Here is a 21365-nt window from a genome sequence, read left to right on the forward strand (position 1 = left end):
GGCACGACAAGCATTTGCGCAATTTCGGAATAATGGAAGTGTGGCGCTGATTTGCCCGACGTGTCAAGTCGTCAAGCGAGCGTCGGCGGCCCCTGCTACTTTGCATGGGGTTGTTTTCGATATTTTGGTCGCGCGCGCCTTCGCCCGGAGACGCCGTTGCAACATCGCCGGAACGGCGCCGGAAACCGGCTGATTTCGACCTTCGGTCGATCCAGCAATTGTCAATTGCCGGGCTTGGCGTGGGTAGTGTAAAGCGATTCTAAGGCGGCTTGCCGGAAGCCGCCGTTCCATCCGGGAACCGCTTGATGACGCTGTGGTTTGTGTTCGCGCTGATGACGGTCGCGGCGATCTTTGCCGTGCTGTGGCCGCTCAGCCGCCGCGGACTGGCGGATACCGGCGGCAGCGAGGTCGTGGTCTACCGGGACCAGCTCGCCGAAATCGACCGCGATATGGCCTCAGGCATCATCGGCGCCGCCGAGGCCGATGCTGCGCGGATCGAGATCAGCCGCCGGCTGCTGGCCGCCGCCGACCAGAGCGGACGTGACGCTCCGGTGACAGGCAGTCTCAGTCTGCGGCGCGCCGCCGCAGTCGTGGCCCTGGTCGGGCTGCCGGTGATTGCCTCGGGCTTCTATCTCGCGCTCGGCTCGCCGCGGCTTGGCGACTTTCCGCTGGCCGAGCGCAGCCGGGTGGCGGATGTCAATCAGCCGCTCGCCAACCTGGTCGCGCAGGTCGAGGCCCATCTGGAGAAGAACCCGACCGACGGCCGCGGCTGGACGGTGCTGGCGCCGGTGCTGTCGCACCTCGGCCGCTACGATGACGCGGTCCGGGCCTATCGCAATGCCATCACCTATGCCGGCGATAGCGCCGACCGCCGCGCCGATCTCGGCGAGGCGTTGATGGGGAGCGCCGGCGGCGTCGTCACCGCGGACGCCAAGGCAGAGTTCGAGCGCTCGGTCGCGCTGAATGGCGACGACGCCAAGGCGAACTATTTCCTCGGTCTCGCCGCCGAGCAGGACGGCCGCAAGGCGGACGCCGCGGCGCTCTGGCAGAAGATGCTGGCGAAGGGGCCGTCCGATGCACCGTGGCGGCCGCTGGTGCAGGCCGCGTTGGTGCGGGTCGGCGGGAGTGTGCCCGCTGGCGTCAGCGCACCTGCGCTGCCGGATGGCGCGGTGGCGGCGGCCAGGGACATGAGCGAGGCCGATCGCGGTACCATGATCAAAAGCATGGTCGATCGGCTGGCGACGCGGCTGAAGACGAATGGCGACGACGTCGAGGGCTGGCTGCGGCTGGTCCGCGCCTATCTCGTGATGGGAGAGCGCGACAAGGCGATGAGCGCGCTCGCGGATGCCCGCCAGGCGGTGGGCAATGATGCGGATCGGTTGCGTCAGCTCAATGAAGGGCTGAAGAGTCTCGGATTGGATGGATAACGCATGATGCCGAAACATGTGCAGCGGTTTTCGGCTGACGTCATGCGCAAGGAAGCACCATGACCAGGAAGCAACGGCGTTTGACACTGATCGGCTGCGCGCTCGTCGTGCTCGCGATCGCCGCGGGCCTGGTGCTGAACGCGCTGCGCGATTCTATCGTGTTCTTCTCGACGCCGTCGATGGTGGCTGAAAAGCATCTCGGTCCGGGCAAGCGGTTCCGCCTCGGTGGCCTGGTGGAGCAAGGCTCGCTCAAGCGCGGCGACAACCTCGCGGTGACCTTCACCGTCGGCGACGGCGGCGCGACGCTGCCGGTCGCCTACAAGGGTATCCTGCCGGACCTGTTCCGCGAGGGGCAGGGCGTCGTGGCCGAAGGCGCGCTCGATGCTGACGGCGTGTTCCGCGCCGACACTGTGCTCGCCAAGCATGACGAGACCTACATGCCGAAGGACGTCGCCGACGCCCTGAAGAAGCAGGGCCACTGGAAGGACGATTACGGCGCCAAACCAAACAGCATGCCGAGCGCCTCCGCGGCACCGACCCAGGGAGCGATGCGGTGATCGCCGAAAGCGGACATTATGCCCTGGTGCTCGCGCTCGCCCTCGCGCTGATCCAGTCGATCGTGCCGATCGTCGGGGCGCGCTGGCGCGATGCGGCGTTGATGAATGTCGCGCGCTCGACCGCGCTCGCCCAATTGCTGTTCGTCGCGGCGTCGTTCGCGGCGCTGGTGACCTTGCACGTCACCTCGGATTTCTCGGTTGCCAATGTCTTCGAGAATTCGCATTCGCTGAAGCCGCTGCTCTACAAGATCACCGGCGTCTGGGGCAACCATGAAGGCTCGATGCTGCTGTGGGTGTCGATCCTGGCGCTGTTCGGCGGCCTCGTCGCCGCCTTCGGCAACAATCTGCCGCTGTCGCTGCGCGCGCATGTGCTGGCGGTGCAGGCCTGGGTCGCCAGCGCGTTCTATCTGTTCATCCTGATCACCTCGAACCCATTCCTGCGCATCGCCAATCCGCCGATCGAGGGACGCGACCTCAATCCGGTGCTGCAGGACATCGGCCTCGCGGTGCATCCGCCGATGCTCTATCTCGGCTATGTCGGCTTCTCGATCTCGTTCTCGTTCGCGGTGGCGGCGCTGCTGGAAGGGCGGATCGACGCCGCCTGGGCGCGCTGGGTGCGGCCGTGGACGCTGATGGCGTGGATCTTCCTGACGCTAGGCATCGCGATGGGCTCCTACTGGGCCTATTACGAGCTCGGCTGGGGCGGCTGGTGGTTCTGGGATCCGGTTGAGAACGCCTCGTTGATGCCGTGGCTGGCCGGCACCGCGCTGTTGCATTCGGCGCTGGTGATGGAGAAGCGCAACGCGCTGAAGGTGTGGACCGTGCTGCTGTCGATCCTGACCTTCTCGCTGTCGCTGCTCGGCACCTTCCTGGTGCGCTCCGGCGTGCTGACCTCGGTTCACGCCTTCGCCACCGATCCGACGCGCGGTGTGTTCATCCTGCTGATCCTGTTCGTCTTCATCGGCGGCAGCCTGTCGCTCTATGCCTGGCGCGCGCCGGCGCTGAAGCAGGGCGGGCTGTTCGCGCCGATCTCGCGCGAGGGCGCGCTGGTGCTCAACAATCTGCTGCTCACCACCGCCTGCGCGACGGTGTTCATCGGCACGCTGTATCCGCTGGCGCTCGAGGTCCTGACCGGCGAGAAGATCTCGGTCGGCGCGCCGTTCTTCAATTTCACCTTCGCGCCGCTGTTCGTGCCGCTCTTGCTCGCGGTGCCGTTCGGGCCGCTGCTGGCCTGGAAGCGCGGCGACCTGCTCGGCGCGGCGCAGCGGCTGATGGTCGCCGGCATCGTCGCGCTGGTTGCGATCGCGGTGGTGTTTGCGTGGACCTATGGCGGCGCGACGCTGGCGCCGCTCGCGATCGGGCTTGCCGTCTTCGTGATCATGGGCGCGCTGTGCGACCTCGCCGAACGTATCGCGCTGTTCCGGATTCCGCTGTCGCTCTCGCTGCGCCGTGCACGCGGCCTGCCGCGCGCGACCTGGGGCACGGTCTTCGCGCATGCCGGCCTCGGCGTCGCACTGATCGGAATCGTCTGCGAGACCACCTGGAACAGCGAATATATCGGCTCCATGAAGCCGGACGACGTTGCCAAGCTCGCCGGCTACGAGCTGCGGCTTGACGGCCTGAACCCACGGCAGGGGCCGAACTTCCGCGAGATGGTCGCGCAATTCACCGTGACACGTGACGGCGAGAAGGTCAGCGTGATGACGCCGTCAAAGCGCAACTTCACGACCCGCGGCGCTTCGACGACCGAGGCCGCGCTGCTGACGCGCGGCGCCAGCCAGCTCTATATCTCGCTCGGCGATACCTCGGCCGACGGCGCGATCGCGGTGCGCATCTATCACAAGCCGCTGGTGCTGATGATCTGGTGGGGGCCGGTGCTGATGGCCTTCGGCGGCATGCTGTCGCTGTCCGACCGGCGCTTGCGGGTCGGTGCGCCGAAGCCGGCCAAAGCAGCGGCGCGCGCATTGCAGGCGGCCGAGTGATGCGGTCGCGCGGTCTTGCAGCCTCCGTGCTTGCGGCGAGCCTGATGCTCGGCGCGATGCCTGCCCGGGCGGTGCTGCCCGACGAGATCATGGCGGATCCGGCGAAGGAGGCGAGGGCGCGCGAGCTCTCCAAGGAACTGCGCTGCATGGTTTGCCAGAACCAGTCGATCGACGATTCGGAGGCGCCGCTGGCGCGCGACCTGCGCCTCCTGGTGCGCGAGCGCATCTCGGCCGGCGACAGCGACCGCCAGGTGATCGATTTCCTGGTGGCCCGCTATGGCGAATTCGTGCTGCTCAAGCCGCGCCTCAACGAGCATACGCTGGTGCTGTGGCTGACCCCGCCGCTGGCGCTTTTGCTGGGCGGCTTCGCGCTCTGGCGCCTCGGCCGCCGCAAGGCAAATCCGGCCGCCGGCGGGGGCGATTCCACCCCCGGATTGACGTCCGACGAACAAGCGCGCCTGGAGCGGCTGCTGGCTGCCGAATCCGCGCCGGACAAGCCGCTTTAGTTCCTTTCTAAGCCCTTAATTTGCATGCGCTATTCTGCCGCAGCACCGGCCGGCTCAATTACCAAAGTTTAATTCCGCAGCCAGCGCGCCGTAAGGCTGATGACCCCATGTTCAGACGCATCAGGTGCTCGCCCGCGCACCGAATGATTCTGGCCCTGGAGATCTCAAGACATGACCGACCGTCCCGACCTCTCGACCCTTCCGTCCTACAAGGCGCCGAAGCGCTCGCTGTTCTCTGCCCGCAAACTCGCGCTGATGGCGTCGGTCGTGGCCGGCCTCGGTGCCGCCACCTACGGCTTCAGCCCCACCCACAACCCGGCCGACCTGTTCACGACCCCCGCGCACGCGCAGGTCAATAACGAGGTCAAGAAGGTTCAGCAGCCGGTCGGCTTTGCCGACATCGTCGAGCGGGTGAAGCCGTCGGTGATCTCGGTCAAGGTCAACATTCGCGAGAAGGTCGCGAAGGACGACAGTGGCAATAATGACGATTCGCCGTTCCAGCCGGGTTCGCCGATGGAGCGCTTCTTCCGCCGCTTCGGCGGTCCGGATGGCTTGCCCCCGGGTCTGCGCGGTGGACCGCGTGGCGGCGGCGTGGTGACGGGCCAGGGCTCCGGCTTCTTCATCTCGGCTGACGGCTATGCCGTGACCAACAATCACGTCGTCGACGGCGCCGACAAGGTCGAGGTCACGACCGACGACGGCAAGACCTATTCCGCCAAGGTGATCGGCACCGATCCGCGCACCGACCTCGCGCTGATCAAGGTCGAGGGCGGCTCCAACTTCCAGTTCGCCAAGCTCTCCGACACCAAGCCGCGCATCGGCGACTGGGTGCTGGCGGTCGGCAATCCCTTCGGTCTCGGCGGCACCGTGACCGCGGGCATCGTCTCGGCCTCCGGCCGTGACATCGGCAATGGTCCGTACGACGATTTCATCCAGATCGATGCGCCCGTGAACAAGGGCAATTCGGGCGGCCCGGCGTTCGACGTGTCCGGTGAGGTGATGGGCGTCAACACCGCGATCTACTCGCCGTCCGGCGGCAGCGTCGGCATCGCGTTCTCGATCCCGGCCCAGACCGTCAAGAGCGTCGTTGCCCAGCTGAAGGACAAGGGCTCGGTCAGCCGCGGCTGGATCGGCGTCCAGATCCAGCCGGTGACATCAGACATCGCCGACAGCCTCGGCATGAAGAAGGCCGAAGGCGCGCTGGTTGCCGAACCGCAGGCCAACGGCCCCGCGGCCAAGGCCGGCATCGAGTCCGGTGACGTCATCACCGCCGTCAACGGCGAGCCGGTGAAGGATGCGCGCGAACTCGCCCGCACCATCGGCGGCCTCGCGCCCGGCAATGCGGTGAAGCTGAACGTGCTGCACAAGGGTCAGGACAAGACCGTCAACCTCACGCTCGGCCAGTTGCCGAACAACCTGGAGGCCAAGGCTGACACCGACAACAGCGACAAGGGCAACTCGTCCCGCGGCACCGACGTGCCGAAACTGGGCCTCACTGTGGCACCCGCCAACAGCGTGGCCGGCGCCGGCAAGGAAGGCGTGGTTGTGACCGAAGTCGATCCCAAGAGTGCTGCCGCTGAGCGGGGCTTCAAGGAAGGCGACGTGATCCTCGAGGTCGCCGGCAAGACCGTCGGCACCGCCGGTGAGGTGCGTGATGCGATCACCGCGGCGCGCAATGACAACAAGAACAGCGTTCTCATGCGCGTGAAGAGCGGCGGTTCGTCGCGCTTTGTGGCAGTGCCGCTGGCCAAGGGATAACTATCTATGAGTTGGAACGCGTCGCCGGCATTCGTCGCCCCCGCCGACGGCGCGTTCCGGGGGGCGGGCCCCTTGCTCGCTCCCTATGTTGCCTTTCGATGGAATATGCCCCCCTCTGTCGGAAGGTCTCAGGGCGGTGAGGTCCCCCAGCTTCACCGCCCACTTTTTTCAGACAATCTGGAATATTCGCGGTCGTCTTGCATGTGCAGGCCGGCCGCGCCATGCTGACAGAGGGCCCATTCCCGTGACCGCAACCGCTCCGCAAATGCGCATCCTGATCATCGAAGACGACCGCGAGTCAGCCGACTATCTGGTCAAGGCATTCCGTGAAGTCGGCTATATCGCCGATCTCGCCTCCGACGGCGAGGAAGGCTTGTCGATGGCTGAGACCGGCGATTACGACGTGATGGTTGTGGATCGCATGCTGCCGAAGCGGGACGGCCTGTCGCTGATCGGCATTCTGCGCGACAAGGGCAACCGGACGCCGGTCCTGATTCTTTCGGCGCTCGGCCAGGTCGATGACCGCATCAAGGGCCTGCGCGCCGGCGGCGACGACTATCTGCCAAAGCCCTATTCCTTCGCCGAGCTGCTCGCGCGCGTCGAGGTGCTGTCGCGGCGCAATGTCGGGCCGGCCGAGGAGACGACTTATCGGGTCGGCGATCTCGAGCTCGACCGGCTGTCGCATCGCGTCGCCCGCGGCAAGGATGAGCTGACCTTGCAGCCGCGCGAGTTCCGCCTGCTCGAATATTTGATGAAGCATGCAGGGCAGGTGGTGACACGCACCATGCTGCTCGAGAACGTCTGGGATTATCATTTCGATCCGCAGACCAACGTCATCGACGTCCACATCTCGCGGCTGCGGTCCAAGATCGACAAGGGATTTGAGCGGCCGCTGCTGCATACCATCCGCGGCGCGGGGTATATGATCAGAGACGGTATCAGGTAGATCGTGACGGCATTCGGCAAACTGATCCGGACCACGGCGTTTCGGCTGACGCTGGTCTACCTGTTCCTGTTCGCGCTGTTTGCCGCCTCGCTGCTGGCCTACTTCGCCTGGAACACGCGGCGGCTGATCACCGAGCAGATCACGACAACCGTCAACGTCGAGATCGGCGAGATCACGGCCATCTATAATCGCCGCGGCCTGCACGGCCTGCTGACCACCATGGGCAATCGTGCGCTGCGGCCGGGCGCCAACCTCTATCTCCTGACGGCGCCGAACGGGCAGGCGCTGGCCGGCAATGTCGGCTCGCTGGCGCCGGGCGTAATGAGCGTCCAGGGCTGGAGCGAGACCGCCTATCGCCGGTTCGACGACCAGGACAAGACCGATCACCGCGCGCTGGTGCGGGTCACCGAGATGGACAACGGTTTCCGCCTCCTGGTCGGGCGCGACCTTGAGGAGCGGCGGCGGCTGTTCGGCATCGTCGCGAAGGCCGCGCAATGGTCGATCCTCGTCGTCGTCGTGCTCGGCATCGGCGGCGGCATCTTCGTCGCGCGCCGCGTGCTGCGCCGGATCGACGCCATGACCGGCACCACCAAACGCATCATGGCGGGCGATCTGTCCGGCCGGCTGCCGGTCGGCCGCAGCGGCGACGAGCTCGACCGTCTCGCGGAAAATCTCAATGCCATGCTGGAGCGCATCGAGGCGCTGATGACGGGGCTGAAGGAGGTCTCCGACAACATCGCCCATGACCTCAAGACGCCGCTGACGCGGCTGCGCAACCGCGCCGAGGAGGCGCTGGCGCGCTCTAGCAGCGAGGCCGATTATCGCGCGGCGCTGGAGCGGACGATCGAGGAGTCCGACGGCTTGATCCGCACCTTCAACGCGCTGCTGATGATCGCGCGGGCCGAGTCCGGCCAGGCGCGCGGCAACATGGATGATTTCGACGGCGCCGACGTCGCCAACGGCATCCACGAATTGTACGAGCCGCTGGCCGAGGACGACGGCATGACGCTGCAGGTGAAGACCGCGCCGGCGCCGATTCACGGCAACCGCGAATTGATCAGCCAGGCGGTCGCCAACCTGGTCGAGAACGCCATCAAATATGGCAAGCCCGAACCGGGCGTGGAGCCGATGAAGGCCGATGCGCGGGAGATCCTGATCGAAGCCCGGCGCGAGGGCGATCAGGTCCTGCTCAGCGTCACCGACCACGGTCCCGGCATCCCCGAGGGCGACCGCAAGCACGCGGTGGAGCGCTTCGTTCGGCTCGAGGCCAGCCGCACCTTACCCGGGTCCGGTCTCGGCCTCAGCCTGGCCTCGGCGGTTGCCACGCTCCATGGCGGCGAGCTGCGGCTCGGTGATGCCCATCCGGGGCTGGTGGCCACCCTGGTGCTGCCGGCGCGGGCGGGCGGCAGTGACAGGCTTGCGGCTCAAACGCAGGATGTGCCACAGAAGGCGGCATGAATGCCGCCGCGCCGGGAAACGCGGATCGACACCATCTGGCCGCGCGGTTCGCGGACGGACCGCGTGTCGCCGTTTCCGTATCTGCCGATCAGCGCCTGACTGACTGGTTCGCCGAGCTCGAACCGGCGCAATCGGCCGCGCTCGCGGCGCTGCTGGAGCACCCATTCGCACGGGACATCCTGCGCGGCATTGCCGAGTTCTCGCCCTATCTGTTCGAGCTCGCGCGGGCTGATGCCGCGCGGCTGATCCGGGTCCTGTCATGCGACCCGGAGTCGCATCTGGCGGGCCTGATTGAGACCACCTCGCGCGACGTGCTTGCCGCCGGCAGCGAGGCCGATGTGATGGTTCTGCTTCGCCGCATGAAGGCGGAGGCCGCGCTGATGATCGCGCTGTGCGACATCGGCGGCGTCTGGCCGGTGATGCGGGTGACGGCGGCGCTGACCGACATTGCGGTGAATTCGGTGCAGTCGGCGCTGCGATTTCTGTTCCGGCAGGAGGTCGCCCGCGGCCGGATGACCGCCGCCGACCCTGACCATCCCGAGATCGGCTCGGGCCTGATCGTGCTCGCGATGGGCAAGATGGGCGCGGGCGAGCTGAACTATTCCAGCGACATCGACCTGATCGTGTTCTTCGATCGCACAGCCACCTCGCTCGCCGAGGATATCGAGCCACAGCCGTTCTTCGTCCGCGTCACCCAGGCGATGGCGCGGATGCTGCAGCAGCGCTCGGGCGAGGGCTATGTGTTCCGGGTCGATCTCAGGCTGCGTCCCGACCCGGCCTCGACCCAGGTCGCGATCTCGACCGACGCGGCCTTGCATTATTACGAGCGCGAAGGGCGCACCTGGGAGCGCGCCGCGATGATCAAGGCGCGGCCTTGCGCCGGCGATCCCAAGGCCGGCGACGCGCTGATCGCCGAGCTCGCGCCCTTCGTCTGGCGCAAGCATCTGGACTTCGCCGCGCTGGCTGACGTCCACGACATGAAGCGGCAGATGCAGACCTATCGCGGCCAGAGCGAGATCTCGGTCGAGGGGCACAACGTCAAGGTCGGCCGCGGCGGCATCCGCGAGATCGAGTTCTTCGCCCAGACCCAGCAGCTGATCGCCGGCGGCCGTCATCCGGAGTTGCGGGTCCGGCCGACCCTGGAGGCGCTCAATGTGCTCGCGGACAGCAACTGGATCACCTTTGAAGCGCGCGACGAACTGACGACGGCCTACGAATTCCTGCGCCGGGTCGAGCACCGGCTGCAGATGATCGCCGACGAGCAGACCCACTCGTTGCCCGAGGAGCCGGAAGCGGTCGAGCGCTTTGCGCATTTCTTCGGCTACGAGAATCGCGAGGCCTTCGCCAGGGATCTGCTCGGCCAGCTCAACATCGTGCAGAACCACTACAGCAAGCTGTTCGAGGGCGACGATCCGACCGGAAGCGCGAAGCTGCCGGATGTCGACTACGGGGCGGGCCCCGAAGACGGTCGCCTGATCGAGCATCTCGCCAGTCTCGGCTTCAAGAAGCCGGTCATGGTCGCCGGCACCGTGCAGCAATGGATCGAAGGCGACTATCGCGCGTTGCGCGTGGAGGCGACGCGGGCGGCGTTCCTCGAATTCATTCCCGGCCTGATCGACGGCCTCGCGGATGCCGAGGAGCCTGACGATGCGGTCGCGGCGTTCGACCGTTTCCTCGGCGCGTTGCAGCGGGGCGGGCGGCTGATCTCGCTGCTCAGCCAGAACCGCGATTTCGTCGCGCTGGTGGCGCTGATCCTTGGCGCGGCACCGCGGCTCGGCGACATGCTGGCGCGGAAGCCGCAGATCATGGACGGCCTGGTCGATCCACGCTTCTTCGGCGCGATGCCGGACAAGAAGGAGCTGTCGGAGCGGCTTGCCGCCACGCTGCAGGATGCGTCGTCTTATGAGGACTTCCTCGATCGTCTGAGACTGTTCGGCCAGGAGAGCCTGTTCCTGATCGGCACGCGAATCCTGTCCGGCACCGTGTCGGCGCAACATGCCAGCACCGCCTTTGCCGATGTCGCCGAAGGCATCGTGCACACCGTGCACGGTCTCGTCACCGATCAGTTCGCCGCGCAATACGGCCGGATCAAGGGGCAGGAGACCGCGATCATCGCGATGGGCCGGCTCGGCAGCCGGGAGATGACGGCGTCCTCCGACCTCGATTTGATTCTGCTCTACGATTTCGACAGTGAGACGCCGGACTCCGACGGCGAACGCTCACTGCACGGCGCGCAGTATTTTGCCCGCTTCACCCAGCGCCTGATCAGCGCCTTCACGACCCGGACCAATTACGGCGTGCTCTATGAGGTCGACATGCGGCTGCGGCCGTCGGGGCGTGCCGGCCCTGTCGCCTCGCGGATCGATTCGTTTTCCGACTACCAGGAGCGTGAAGCGTGGACCTGGGAGCACATGGCGCTGACGCGCGCGCGCGTGATCTCGTCGTCAGCGGAATTCTGCGAGAAGATCGAGGCGATCATCCGCAGCGTGCTGACGCGGCCGCGCGACGCGGCGTCGACCGCGGCTGACGTTGCCGACATGCGGCGCGCGATCGCGCTGGAGAAAGGCGAGGACGATGTCTGGGACCTCAAGCTTGCCGCCGGCGGGCTCGTCGACATCGATTTCATCGCGCAATATCTCCAGCTCGCGCACGCATCAGTGAAGCCGGAGATCCTCAGCGTCTCGACGCTGCAGGTGCTCGAGCATGCCGCCAAGCTCGGCCTGCTCGGCCAATCCGAGGCCGAGATCCTGCGCTCGGCGGCACGGCTCTATCATGACCTGACGCAGATCCTGCGGCTGTGCGTCACCGGCAAGTTCAATCCGGAGACCGCGGGCGAGGATCTGCGGCGCGTGATGGCGCGGGCCGGCGACGCGCCGGATTTCTCCGCCCTGGAAGCCCGCCTGCGCGAGACGCAGAGCGAAGTGCGCCGCGTCTTCAACGCGATTGTGGGCGGGGGATAGCGCCTCCAATCACGGCTCTATCTGCGTCATTGCGAGCGAAGCGAAGCAATCCATCGCTCCGCAAGCGGAGAAATGGATTGCTTCGTCGCTATCGCTCCTCGCAATGACGCCGGGGATAAGGCGTCACAATCTCTCGGAAGACGGTGAGTAGGCTGGAACAGGGCTCCGAGAGCTACGCCTGCTGCTGCAGCTTCTGCAAGGCGTCGCGGACGTCGGGGTCGAGGCCGAAACCGCCGGCATCGAGATGGGCGAAGATCTGCTTGCGCATCCGCGGATCCCAGAACTTCCAGATGTGCTCGGAAATGCCCTGCACCGCGCGGTCGTGCCCCTGGCTGTGGAAGAACTTTCCGATCTGGTTCGCCATATAGACCAGTTTGTCAGGCGACGACGACATAGGCGGACTCCTTGCCGGGCACCACGCCTGTGACGCGTTCCGGATGCGTAAAGATTTCAAATCCATCGGCGCGGGCGATCGCGGCAAGCGTGATGCCGGCGGCATCCGCCATCCGTACCGCAAGCGCGGTCGGGGCCGACACGGCAGCAATCAGCGGCGCGCCGATCGCGGCGGTCTTCTGCACCATCTCGACCGAGACGCGGCTGGTCACCAGCACGATGCCATCACTTGCGACGATCTTGTCGCAGGCCAGCGCGCCGGCGAGCTTGTCGAGCGCATTGTGGCGCCCGACATCCTCGCGCAGCGCGACGATGCCGCGCGCGGCGGTCCAGAACGCAGCGGCGTGCACTGCGCGGGTCTGGTGGTTGATCTCTTGCAGCGGCGCGACCGCCGCCACGGCGCTCATGATCTCGCGCGGCGAGAACACGCGGCTCGCCGGCACCACCGCGGCCGGCCGGACGGCCTCGGCGATGGAATCGATGCCGCACAGGCCGCAGCCGGTCGGGCCGGCGATGTTCCTGCGGCGTTGGGCGATCTGCTCGGCCTTGTCGGGCTTGAGCCACATCCGCAGCTCGATGCCGTCGTCGAGCTCGACGATGTCGAGGGTCTCGATCTCGTCGGCCGATTGCACGATGCCTTCGCTCAGGCTGAATCCGACCGCGAAATCGCCGAGGTCCTCGGGCGAACCCATCATCACGGCGTAGGTGCCGCCATTGTAGGTCAGCGCCAGCGGCGTCTCCTCCGGGATCAGACGCGCGCCGTCGCTGAAGACGCCGTCACGCCAGACCTTTCGGTTCGCCTTGTGGACCGGCTCGCGCATCGTTACTCCGCGGCTTCCACCACCGGCGCGATGCGGCGCGAATGGCGAGCCTGCTCGTCATAGGCCTTCTGCCAGTCGGACGGACCGTTCGACGGCGAGATCTGCACGGCAGTGACCTTGTACTCCGGACAGTTGGTCGCCCAGTCCGAGAAGTCGGTCGTGATGACGTTGGCCTGGGTGTCCGGATGGTGGAACGTGGTGTAGACCACGCCCGGCGCCACGCGGTCGGTGATCTCGGCCCGCAGCGTCGTCTCGCCGGCGCGGCTCGCCAGCCGAACCCAGTCGCCGTCGCGCACGCCGCGCTGCTCGGCGTCGTGCGGATGGATCTCGAGCCGGTCCTCGGCGTGCCACACCACGTTCTCGGTGCGGCGGGTCTGCGCCCCGACATTGTACTGGCTGAGGATGCGCCCCGTCGTGAGCAGCAGCGGGTAGCGCGGGCCGGTGCGCTCGTCGGTCGCGATATATTCGGTGATGATGAACTTGCCCTTGCCGCGTACGAAGCCGCCGATGTGCATCACCGGCGTACCCTCAGGCGCCTTCTCGTTGCAGGGCCACTGCACCGAGCCGAACTCGTCGAGCTTGGCGTAAGAGACGCCGGTAAAGGTCGGCGTCAGCGCCGCGATCTCGTCCATGATTTCCGACGGATGGTTGTAGTGCATCTCGAAACCCATCGCCTTGGCGAGCAGGATCGTCACTTCCCAGTCGGCATAGCCGTTGAGCGGCGTCATCACCTTGCGGACGCGCTGGATGCGGCGTTCGGCGTTGGTGAACGTACCGTCTTTCTCGAGGAAGGTCGAGCCGGGCAGGAAGACGTGGGCGTAATTCGCGGTCTCGTTCAGGAAGAGATCGTGAACGATGACACATTCCATCGCCGACAGCGCCGCCACCACATGCTTGGTGTTCGGATCGGACTGCAGGATGTCCTCGCCCTGCACGTAGAGCCCCATGAAGCTGCCCTCGATCGCGGCGTCGAACATGTTGGGGATGCGCAGGCCGGGCTCGTTGTTGAGCTTGACGTTCCACATCGCCTCGAACTGCTCGCGCACGGCATCGCCCGAGATATGGCGGTAGCCGGGCAGCTCGTGTGGGAACGAACCCATGTCGCAGGAGCCCTGCACGTTGTTCTGGCCGCGCAGCGGGTTCACGCCGACGCCGGGCCGGCCGATATTGCCGGTCACCATCGCGAGGTTGGCAATCGCGATCACCGTGGTCGAGCCCTGGCTGTGCTCGGTGACGCCGAGCCCGTAATAGATCGCGCCGTTGCCGCCGGTGGCATAGATCCGCGCCGCTTCGCGCAGATCCTTCGGATCGACGCCGGTCATGATCGCAGTGGCTTCAGGGCTGTGCTTCGGGTCTGCGACGAAGGCGGCCCAATCCTCGAACTCGCTCCAGTCGCAGCGCTCGCGCACGAAGGCCTCGTCGACCAGTCCTTCGGTCACGATGACATGGGCGAGCGCGGTGAGCACGGCGACATTGGTGCCGGGCATCAAGGGCAGATGCAGCGCCTTCACATGCGGCGATTCCACCATCTCGGTGCGGCGCGGATCGATCACGATCAGCCTGGCGCCCTGGCGCAGCCGCTTCTTCAGCCGCGAGGCGAACACCGGGTGAGCCGAGGCCGGGTTGGCACCGATGATCAGCACGACGTCGGTGTCCTCAACCGAATCGAAATCCTGCGTGCCGGCCGAGGTGCCGAAGGTCTGCGACAGGCCGTAGCCGGTCGGCGAATGGCAGACGCGGGCGCAGGTGTCGACATTGTTGTTGCCGAAGCCGGCGCGGATCAGCTTCTGCACCAGGTAGGTCTCTTCGTTGGTGCAGCGCGACGAGGTGATGCCGCCGACCGCGTCGCGGCCGTATTTCTGCTGGATGCCCTTGAACTTCGCGGCGGCGAAATTCAGCGCCTCGTCCCACGACACCTCCTGCCAGGGATCCTCGATCCGCTCGCGGATCATCGGCTTCAGGATGCGCTCCTTGTGGGTGGTGTAGCCCCAGGCGAAGCGGCCCTTGACGCAGGAATGGCCGCGATTGGCCTTGCCGTCCTTCCACGGCACCATGCGCACCACTTCCTCGCCGCGCATCTCGGCCTTGAAGGCGCAGCCGACGCCGCAATAGGCGCAGGTGGTGACCACCGAGTGCTCGGGCTGCCCGATCTCGATCACGGATTTTTCGGTCAGCGTCGCGGTCGGGCAGGCCTGCACGCAGGCGCCGCAGGACACGCATTCGGAGCCGAGGAAGCTCTCGCTCATGCCGGGCGAGACGCGGCTGTCGAAGCCGCGGCCGGAGATCGTCAGCGCGAACGTGCCTTGCACTTCCTCGCAGGCGCGGACGCAGCGCGAGCAGACGATGCACTTCGAGGGATCGTAGGTGAAGTACGGATTGGATTCGTCCTTCGGCATCCAGTTGTCGTTTTCGCAGCCGTGCGATTTGGCGAAGACGTGGTTCTCGCCCTCATAGCCGTAGCGCACGTCGCGCAGGCCGACGGCGCCCGCCATGTCCTGCAATTCGCAGTCGCCGTTCGCGGCGCAGGTCAGGCAGTCCAGCGGATGGTCTGAGATGTAGAGCTCCATCACGCCCTTGCGCAGCTTCTTCAGCCGCTCGCTCTGGGTATGCACGACGAGGCCGGGCATGACTGGCGTGGTGCAGGAGGCAGGCGTGCCGGCGCGGCCCTCGATCTCGACCAGGCAGAGCCGGCAGGAGCCGAAGGCGTCGACCATGTCGGTCGCGCAGAGCTTTGGAATCTGGGTGCCGGCCTCCATCGCCGCGCGCATGATCGAGGTGCCCTCGGGCACGGTGATCTGATTGCCGTCGATGGTCAGCGTGACCATCGCCTCGGATTTGGACTTGGGCGTGCCGAAATCGATTTCCTGGATCAGCGACATCGTGATTTCCTTGCTATTCCGCGGCCTGCAGGTGGGCCGGTGCGGGACCTAAATCTCCGCCAAAATCTTCCCGGAAGTGTTTCAGTGCGCTCATCACGGGGTAGGGCGTGAAGCCGCCGAGTGCGCAGAGCGAGCCGAATTTCATCGTGTTGCAGAGGTCTTCGATCACGGCGAGGTTTTCCGCGACGCGCTCGCCGTTGATGATCTTGTTGATGGTCTCGACCCCGCGGGTCGAGCCGATCCGGCACGGCGTGCACTTGCCGCAGGATTCGACAGCGCAGAATTCCATCGCAAAGCGCGCCTGCTTGACCATGTCGACGGTGTCGTCGAACACCACGATGCCGCCATGGCCGATCAGGCCGTCGCGCGCGGCGAATGCCTCATAGTCGAACGGCGTATCGAACAGCGCGCGCGGGAAATAGGCGCCGAGCGGACCGCCGACCTGCACCGCGCGCACCTCCCGTCCGGTGAAGGTGCCGCCGCCGATCTCGTCGACGAGCTCGCCGAGCGTGACGCCGAACGCGGTCTCGAACAGCCCGCCATGTCTGATGTTGCCGGCGAGCTGGATCGGCATCGTGCCGCGCGAGCGGCCCATGCCGAAATCGGCATAGGCCTTGGCGCCGTTGTCGAGAATGAAGGGGATCGCCGCAAACGACAGCACGTTGTTGATCACGCTCGGGCGGCCGAACAGGCCCTTGTGCGCCGGCAGCGGTGGCTTGGCCCGCACGATGCCGCGCCGGCCCTCGAGGCTTTCCAGAAGCGAAGTCTCTTCGCCGCAGACATAGGCGCCGGCGCCGACCCGCACCTCGAGATCGAACTCATGCTTGGTGCCGCCAATGCGCTTGCCGAGGAAGCCGGCGCGCCGTGCGGCCGCGATCGCCGCGTTCATCGCCTCGACCGCATGCGGATATTCCGAGCGGATGTAGATGTAGCCCTTGGTGGCGCCGACCGTGATACCCGCGATCGTCATGCCCTCGATCACGACGAAGGGGTCGCCTTCCATGATCATGCGGTCGGCGAAGGTGCCGCTGTCGCCTTCGTCGGCGTTGCAGACGATGTATTTGCGGTCGGCGCTGGCCTGCGCCACCGTCTTCCACTTGATGCCGGTGGGGAAGCCGGCGCCGCCGCGGCCGCGCAGGCCCGACGTGGTGACGTCGGCAAGGATCTGGTCGGAGTTCAACGTCAGCGCCCGCTCGAGGCCCTTGTAGCCGCCATGGGCACGGTAGTCGTCGACCGAGCACGGATCGACCACGCCGCAGCGGACGAAGGTCAGTCTCGTCTGACGCTTCAGCCAGGGGATCTCATCCGTGACACCAAGCCGCAGGGCATGCTGGCCGTTGCCCGCCATCGCATCGAGCAGTGACGGAACGTCGGCCGGCGTCACCGGGCCGAACGCAATGCGGCCCTGGGCGGTCGAAAGCTCGACCATCGGCTCCAGCCAGCACAGCCCGCGCGAGCCGTTCCTGACGATCTCGATTGCCGCGCCACGTGCTGCTGCGGCCTGCGCGAAGGCGAGGGCGACATCGTCGGCGCCGACCGCGACGGCTGCGGCATCGCGAGGGACGTAAATTCGCATCGTCATCGCTGTGCCTCCGCGACCAGCGCGTCGATGCGCGCTTCGTCGAGCCGGCCAACCAGCCGGCCATCCAGCATCGCCGACGGCGCGGTGGCGCAGAGCCCGAGGCAGTAGATCGGCTCCAGCGTCACGCGCTCATCCGCCGTGGTGTTTCCCAGGGATACGCCGAGCTTGGCCTCCGCGCGCGCCGCAAGCCGGTCGCCGCCAGCAGCCTGGCAGGCCTCGGCGCGGCAGAGCTTGAGGACGTGGCGTCCGGCAGGTCGCTTCCGGAAGTCGTGGTAGAAAGTGAACACGCCGTGCACCTCGGCGCGGGACAAATTGAGCGCCTCGGCCACCATCGGGATCGCTGGCTCCGGCACATAGCCAAAGGCTTCCTGCAGCGCGTGCAGGATCACCAGCGTGGCGCCTTCAAGCCCGGCATGCTCGGCGACGATTTCAGCGCCGCGCGCCTTGTCCCAAGGTTCGTATCCCACCGTCATCAGCGCTTCTCACGATCAGTTTTTTGCTTTGCACATGAGAATTGGAATCCTTCGAAACATCAATAAAGCTGTCTCATGCGGCGATTGCGAAACGCGATTAATAGCGTTGCCGAATGGGTCGATCCGGGATCGCAATAATGTTCTGGAATCACGCACTTCCGGGGCGCTTTGGATTTCGGGATCGCACCCCGATCGTGCTACCTATGGACAGGTCGGGCCGCCATTGGGGGCCCCGTTTTCCGAAGGGATTTGAACGTTGATCGACAAGCTGGAACTTCTGCTGGCGCTGGCCAAGGAACGGCATTTCGGCCGCGCTGCGGAGGCCTGCGGGGTCACCCAGCCGACCATGTCGACCAGTCTCAAGCAGCTCGAGGAAATCCTCGGCGTCATGCTGGTGCAGCGCGGATCGCGGTTTCAGGGTTTCACGCCGGAGGGCGAACGGACGCTGGACTGGGCGCGGCGCATCGTCGGCGATGCGCGGGCGATGAAGCAGGAGATCAACAGCCTCAAGGACAAGCTGTCGGGCGAGATCCGGATCGCGGCGATCCCGACCGCGCTGGGCATGGTGGCCTCGCTCACCACGCCGTTCCGGGCGCGCCATCCTGATGTGCGGTTTCGTATCCAGTCGTGCACGTCCGCCGACGTGCTCGGCCTGCTCGAAAATCTCGAGGTCGATGCGGGGCTGACCTATATCGAGAACGAGCCGATCGGCAAGGTCCGCACCATCCCGCTCTACAATGAGAGCTATCGTCTGCTGACGGCGCCGGATGCGATGTTCGGCGACCGCAAGCAGGTGACGTGGAAGGAAGTCGGCACCGTGCCGCTGTGCCTGCTCACGCCCGACATGCAGAACCGCCGCATCATCGATCGCGCGCTGACCTCGGTCGGTGCGGAGGCGACGCCGTCGCTGACGTCGAATTCACTGCTCGTGCTCTACACCCATGTGAAGACCGGACGCTGGGCCAGCGTGATGCCGGCCAAGCTCGCCGAGACGCTTGGCCTTGCCGATGCCGTGCGCAGCATTCCGATCGTCGATCCGGTGGTCGACTACAGCATCGGCCTCGTGATCCCGCAGCGCGATCCGATGACGCCGCTGATCGCAGCCCTGGTGCAGGTCGCGCGCGAGGTCGCGCCGAAGCTGGAGAGCGCGTAGCCAGCCTAGGCCGCCTCCTGCAGCTTCGCCCGCAAGCTACGCGGATCGCGCGGCAGCGTGACACGGACGACGGTGCCGACGCCGAGCTTGGAGCGCAGCTTCATCGAGCCGCCGTGCAGGTTGGTGAGCGAGCGCGCGATCGCCAGTCCGAGGCCCGAGCCCTGGTAGCTCTTGGTGAGTTGGCTCTCGACCTGCTCGAACGGCTTGCCGAGCCGCCGCAGCGATTCCGGCGCGATGCCGATCCCGCTGTCGGCAATCAGGAGCACGATCGAGTCATCCAGCATCTGGCCGCGCACCAGCACGCGGCCGTTGTCGGGCGTGAACTTCACGGCGTTGGAGAGCAGGTTGACGATGATCTGCTTGACCGCGCGGCGGTCGGCGACGACCGAGATCGTGCTCTCGATATCCGATTCCAGCGACAGGCCCTTATGCTCGGCACGGCCGGAAACCACCCGCAGCGACTCGGCGAGGATGCCGGAGAGATCGAGCGGCTCCATGTCGAACTTCATGCGGCCGGCTTCGATCTTCGACATGTCCAAGATGTCGTTGATGACCTCGAGCAGGTATTTCCCCGAGGTCAGGATGTCGTGGCAGTACTCCGCGTATTTGTCCGAGCCCAGCGTTCCGAACAGGCCGGAGCCCATGATCTCGGAGAAGCCGATGATGGCGTTGAGCGGCGTGCGCAGCTCATGGCTCATATTGGCGAGGAATTTCGACTTCGCGGCGTTGGCATCCTCGGCGCGGGTCTTCTCCTGCGAGTACTTCTCGGCGAGGTCGGCGAGCTCGACGGCCTGGCGCTCCAGCTCGGATTGCGAGCGCTGCAGGTCGATCACGGTGGCGCGCAGGCGGAGGTCGTTGTCGACCAGCTTCTGCTCGTGCGCCTTGATGCGGGTGATGTCGGTGCCGACAGAGACGTAGCCGCCGTCCTTGGTGCGGCGCTCGCTGATGTGCAGCCAGCTGCCGTCGTCGAGCTGCGCCTCGAAGGTGCGAGCGCCCGGAGCCGGCACGCCGCTCTCGTGCAGGCGGGTGCGCACCTCGGGCATGCTGCCGACCTCGATCACGGTCTCATAGGAGGTGCCGGGGCTGACCGCGGTGTCCGGCAGCTTGTGCAGCCGCTGGAAGTGCGAGTTACACAGCACGAGGCGGTCCTCGGCGTCCCAGAGCACGAAGGCCTCCGGAATGGTTTCGATGGCGTCGCGCAGCCGGAGGTCGGCTTCCACCGACTTCTCGGCGAGGCTCTTCTGTTCGGTGATGTCGACCGCGATGCCGATCAGATGCAGGCCGCTGTCGGCCGCGGCGTGGCTGAGCTCGCAACGCACGCGCAGCCAGATCCAGTGGCCGCCGACATGCCGCATGCGGAAGCTCTGGTCGATGTGATCGATCTTGCCCGAGATCAGCTGGTCGGCGATGTCGAACAGGTTGATGTCGTCGGAGTTCACCAGCGCGTTGACCTCGCCGAAGGTGAGGAGGTCGTTGCGGGTATCGAGGCCGAGCAGCGTGAACATCGACTGCGACCAGAAGATCCGGCCGCGCGACAGGTCCCAGTCCCACAATCCGCAACGGCCGCGATTGAGCGCGGTGTCGATCCGGCCGCGCACGGCGTCGTTGATCAGGTCGCCCTCGCGGGCGCGGGTCGATTGCCAGTGGAAGGCGAAGCCGAGGATCAGCACCACGAAGCTCGTGGTCGCCGACAGCGTCACCGAGAGCGCAGCGTCCGATCCCCAGATAGGCTCGTTCATCTCCTGGATGACGACGACCTGGCCGGGTAGCGACTTGACGAGCTGCGAGATCGCCAGCGCGCCGGTGCCGCCCGGCAGCGTCATGTCGCTGACGGCACCCTGCTGGCCCGGTGCGACCAGGAGCTGCGCGGTGGAGACGATGTCGAGGACGCGGTCGTTCTCGCCGGCGACGTCGATCGGCGCGCGCGCCAGCACGCGATGATCGGCGCTGGTGATGATGACGTGGCGGCCGTTGGCGATGCCCCAGGACGGGATCAGGTCGGGCAGCAGCTCCTGCATCCGCTCGATATTGGCGAGCCGGTCGCGGCGCACCGAGGTCAGGCGGTCGAGGCGCTCGGCGAGGATGTCGGAGAGCGCGGCCAGGTCGCGCTTCATCGCACCGCGCTTCTGCCGGTTCTGGTCGATCACCTGGACGAAGGCGCCGAGGCAGATCGTAATGAGGAAGGCGATGATCAGCGTAGGAACAGCGCGGCGCAGTGCAGGCTCGGCCGTCAAGAGCCTGTGATAGGCCGGTTTCGCGATCGACTGCGCCAATCCCTTGATCGAATCGGATTGGACGCAAGCGTTCGCTGCATGCGCGCGCGCCATGCCTTAGACCCCCATCTAAGCTGATTTTTTACCCGGATCGGATGCTCCCCACGTCGCATCCGAATCATGATGATTTGAATCCAGATTTCGCGGGCTGTCGAGAGTCAACGATTCGTTAATGCGAAAAAATTCTTGTCCAAGAG

15 protein-coding genes are annotated in these 21365 nt (G+C 66.2%); 9 read left to right on the top strand and 6 right to left on the bottom strand.

Annotated features, from left to right (window positions below; all coding sequences use genetic code 11):
• The first annotated feature begins 305 nt into the window (after positions 1-305).
• The 8 genes from ccmI to Q0030_RS13815 all read left to right on the top strand — a co-directional run bounded on the left by ccmI (position 306) and on the right by Q0030_RS13815 (position 11594).
• Positions 306-1427, top strand: a complete 1122-nt coding sequence (ccmI, locus tag Q0030_RS13780) for a c-type cytochrome biogenesis protein CcmI (RefSeq protein ID WP_298367613.1) — start codon at positions 306-308, stop codon at positions 1425-1427.
• A gap of 59 nt (positions 1428-1486) precedes the next feature.
• Positions 1487-1984: a cytochrome c maturation protein CcmE gene (gene ccmE, locus Q0030_RS13785; protein WP_207836602.1), complete on the top strand. Its 498-nt coding sequence runs from the start codon at positions 1487-1489 to the stop codon at positions 1982-1984.
• Positions 1981-3966, top strand: coding sequence for a heme lyase CcmF/NrfE family subunit (locus Q0030_RS13790; RefSeq protein ID WP_298367620.1), 1986 nt, complete (start codon positions 1981-1983; stop codon positions 3964-3966). Before ccmE ends, Q0030_RS13790 begins: the two co-directional genes overlap by 4 nt.
• Entirely contained in the window at positions 3966-4472 is a 507-nt protein-coding gene (locus tag Q0030_RS13795; protein ID WP_298367623.1) for a cytochrome c-type biogenesis protein, read from the top strand. The genes Q0030_RS13790 and Q0030_RS13795 overlap by 1 nt, the downstream gene beginning before the upstream one ends.
• 171 nt (positions 4473-4643) lie before the next feature.
• Positions 4644-6230: a Do family serine endopeptidase gene (locus Q0030_RS13800; RefSeq protein WP_298367625.1), complete on the top strand. Its 1587-nt coding sequence runs from the start codon at positions 4644-4646 to the stop codon at positions 6228-6230.
• A gap of 265 nt (positions 6231-6495) precedes the next feature.
• Complete coding sequence (locus Q0030_RS13805; protein WP_097670709.1) at positions 6496-7176, top strand: response regulator transcription factor; 681 nt, start codon at positions 6496-6498, stop codon at positions 7174-7176.
• Between the two features lie 3 nt (positions 7177-7179).
• Positions 7180-8634 (top strand): ATP-binding protein, encoded by a 1455-nt coding sequence (locus Q0030_RS13810; protein WP_298367628.1) that lies wholly within the window; start codon positions 7180-7182, stop codon positions 8632-8634.
• Entirely contained in the window at positions 8631-11594 is a 2964-nt protein-coding gene (locus Q0030_RS13815; RefSeq protein ID WP_298367630.1) for a bifunctional [glutamine synthetase] adenylyltransferase/[glutamine synthetase]-adenylyl-L-tyrosine phosphorylase, read from the top strand. Before Q0030_RS13810 ends, Q0030_RS13815 begins: the two co-directional genes overlap by 4 nt.
• Before the next feature lie 172 nt (positions 11595-11766).
• Here the strand turns inward: Q0030_RS13815 and Q0030_RS13820 are convergent, their stop codons facing one another.
• Genes Q0030_RS13820 through Q0030_RS13840 form a run of 5 tightly spaced genes read right to left on the bottom strand, consistent with a single transcriptional unit; the run spans position 11767 to position 17742 of the window.
• Positions 11767-11988: a formate dehydrogenase subunit delta gene (locus Q0030_RS13820; protein ID WP_298367632.1), complete on the bottom strand. Its 222-nt coding sequence runs from the start codon at positions 11986-11988 to the stop codon at positions 11767-11769.
• On the bottom strand, positions 11972-12808 hold the full coding sequence (gene fdhD, locus Q0030_RS13825) for a formate dehydrogenase accessory sulfurtransferase FdhD (protein ID WP_298367635.1): 837 nt from the start codon (positions 12806-12808) through the stop codon (positions 11972-11974). The genes Q0030_RS13820 and fdhD overlap by 17 nt, the downstream gene beginning before the upstream one ends.
• A 2-nt stretch (positions 12809-12810) precedes the next feature.
• Positions 12811-15687: a formate dehydrogenase subunit alpha gene (fdhF, locus tag Q0030_RS13830; protein WP_298367637.1), complete on the bottom strand. Its 2877-nt coding sequence runs from the start codon at positions 15685-15687 to the stop codon at positions 12811-12813.
• Positions 15688-15700: 13 nt separating this feature from the next.
• On the bottom strand, positions 15701-17269 hold the full coding sequence (locus tag Q0030_RS13835) for an NADH-ubiquinone oxidoreductase-F iron-sulfur binding region domain-containing protein (RefSeq protein ID WP_298367641.1): 1569 nt from the start codon (positions 17267-17269) through the stop codon (positions 15701-15703).
• Positions 17266-17742 carry a formate dehydrogenase subunit gamma gene (locus Q0030_RS13840; RefSeq protein WP_298367644.1) on the bottom strand — a complete coding sequence of 159 codons (477 nt, stop codon included), beginning with the start codon at positions 17740-17742 and terminating at the stop codon, positions 17266-17268. The genes Q0030_RS13835 and Q0030_RS13840 overlap by 4 nt, the downstream gene beginning before the upstream one ends.
• Before the next feature lie 256 nt (positions 17743-17998).
• Between Q0030_RS13840 and Q0030_RS13845 the strand changes: the two genes are divergently transcribed.
• Entirely contained in the window at positions 17999-18895 is an 897-nt protein-coding gene (locus tag Q0030_RS13845; protein ID WP_229181623.1) for a LysR family transcriptional regulator, read from the top strand.
• 5 nt (positions 18896-18900) lie between these two features.
• On the opposite strand, the gene Q0030_RS13850 is transcribed toward Q0030_RS13845, so the two are convergent.
• On the bottom strand, positions 18901-21222 hold the full coding sequence (locus tag Q0030_RS13850; protein ID WP_298367653.1) for an ATP-binding protein: 2322 nt from the start codon (positions 21220-21222) through the stop codon (positions 18901-18903).
• Between the last annotated feature and the right edge of the window lie 143 nt (positions 21223-21365).

It is taken from the genome of uncultured Bradyrhizobium sp. (genome assembly GCF_947648125.1).
Lineage (GTDB): Bacteria > Pseudomonadota > Alphaproteobacteria > Rhizobiales > Xanthobacteraceae > Bradyrhizobium.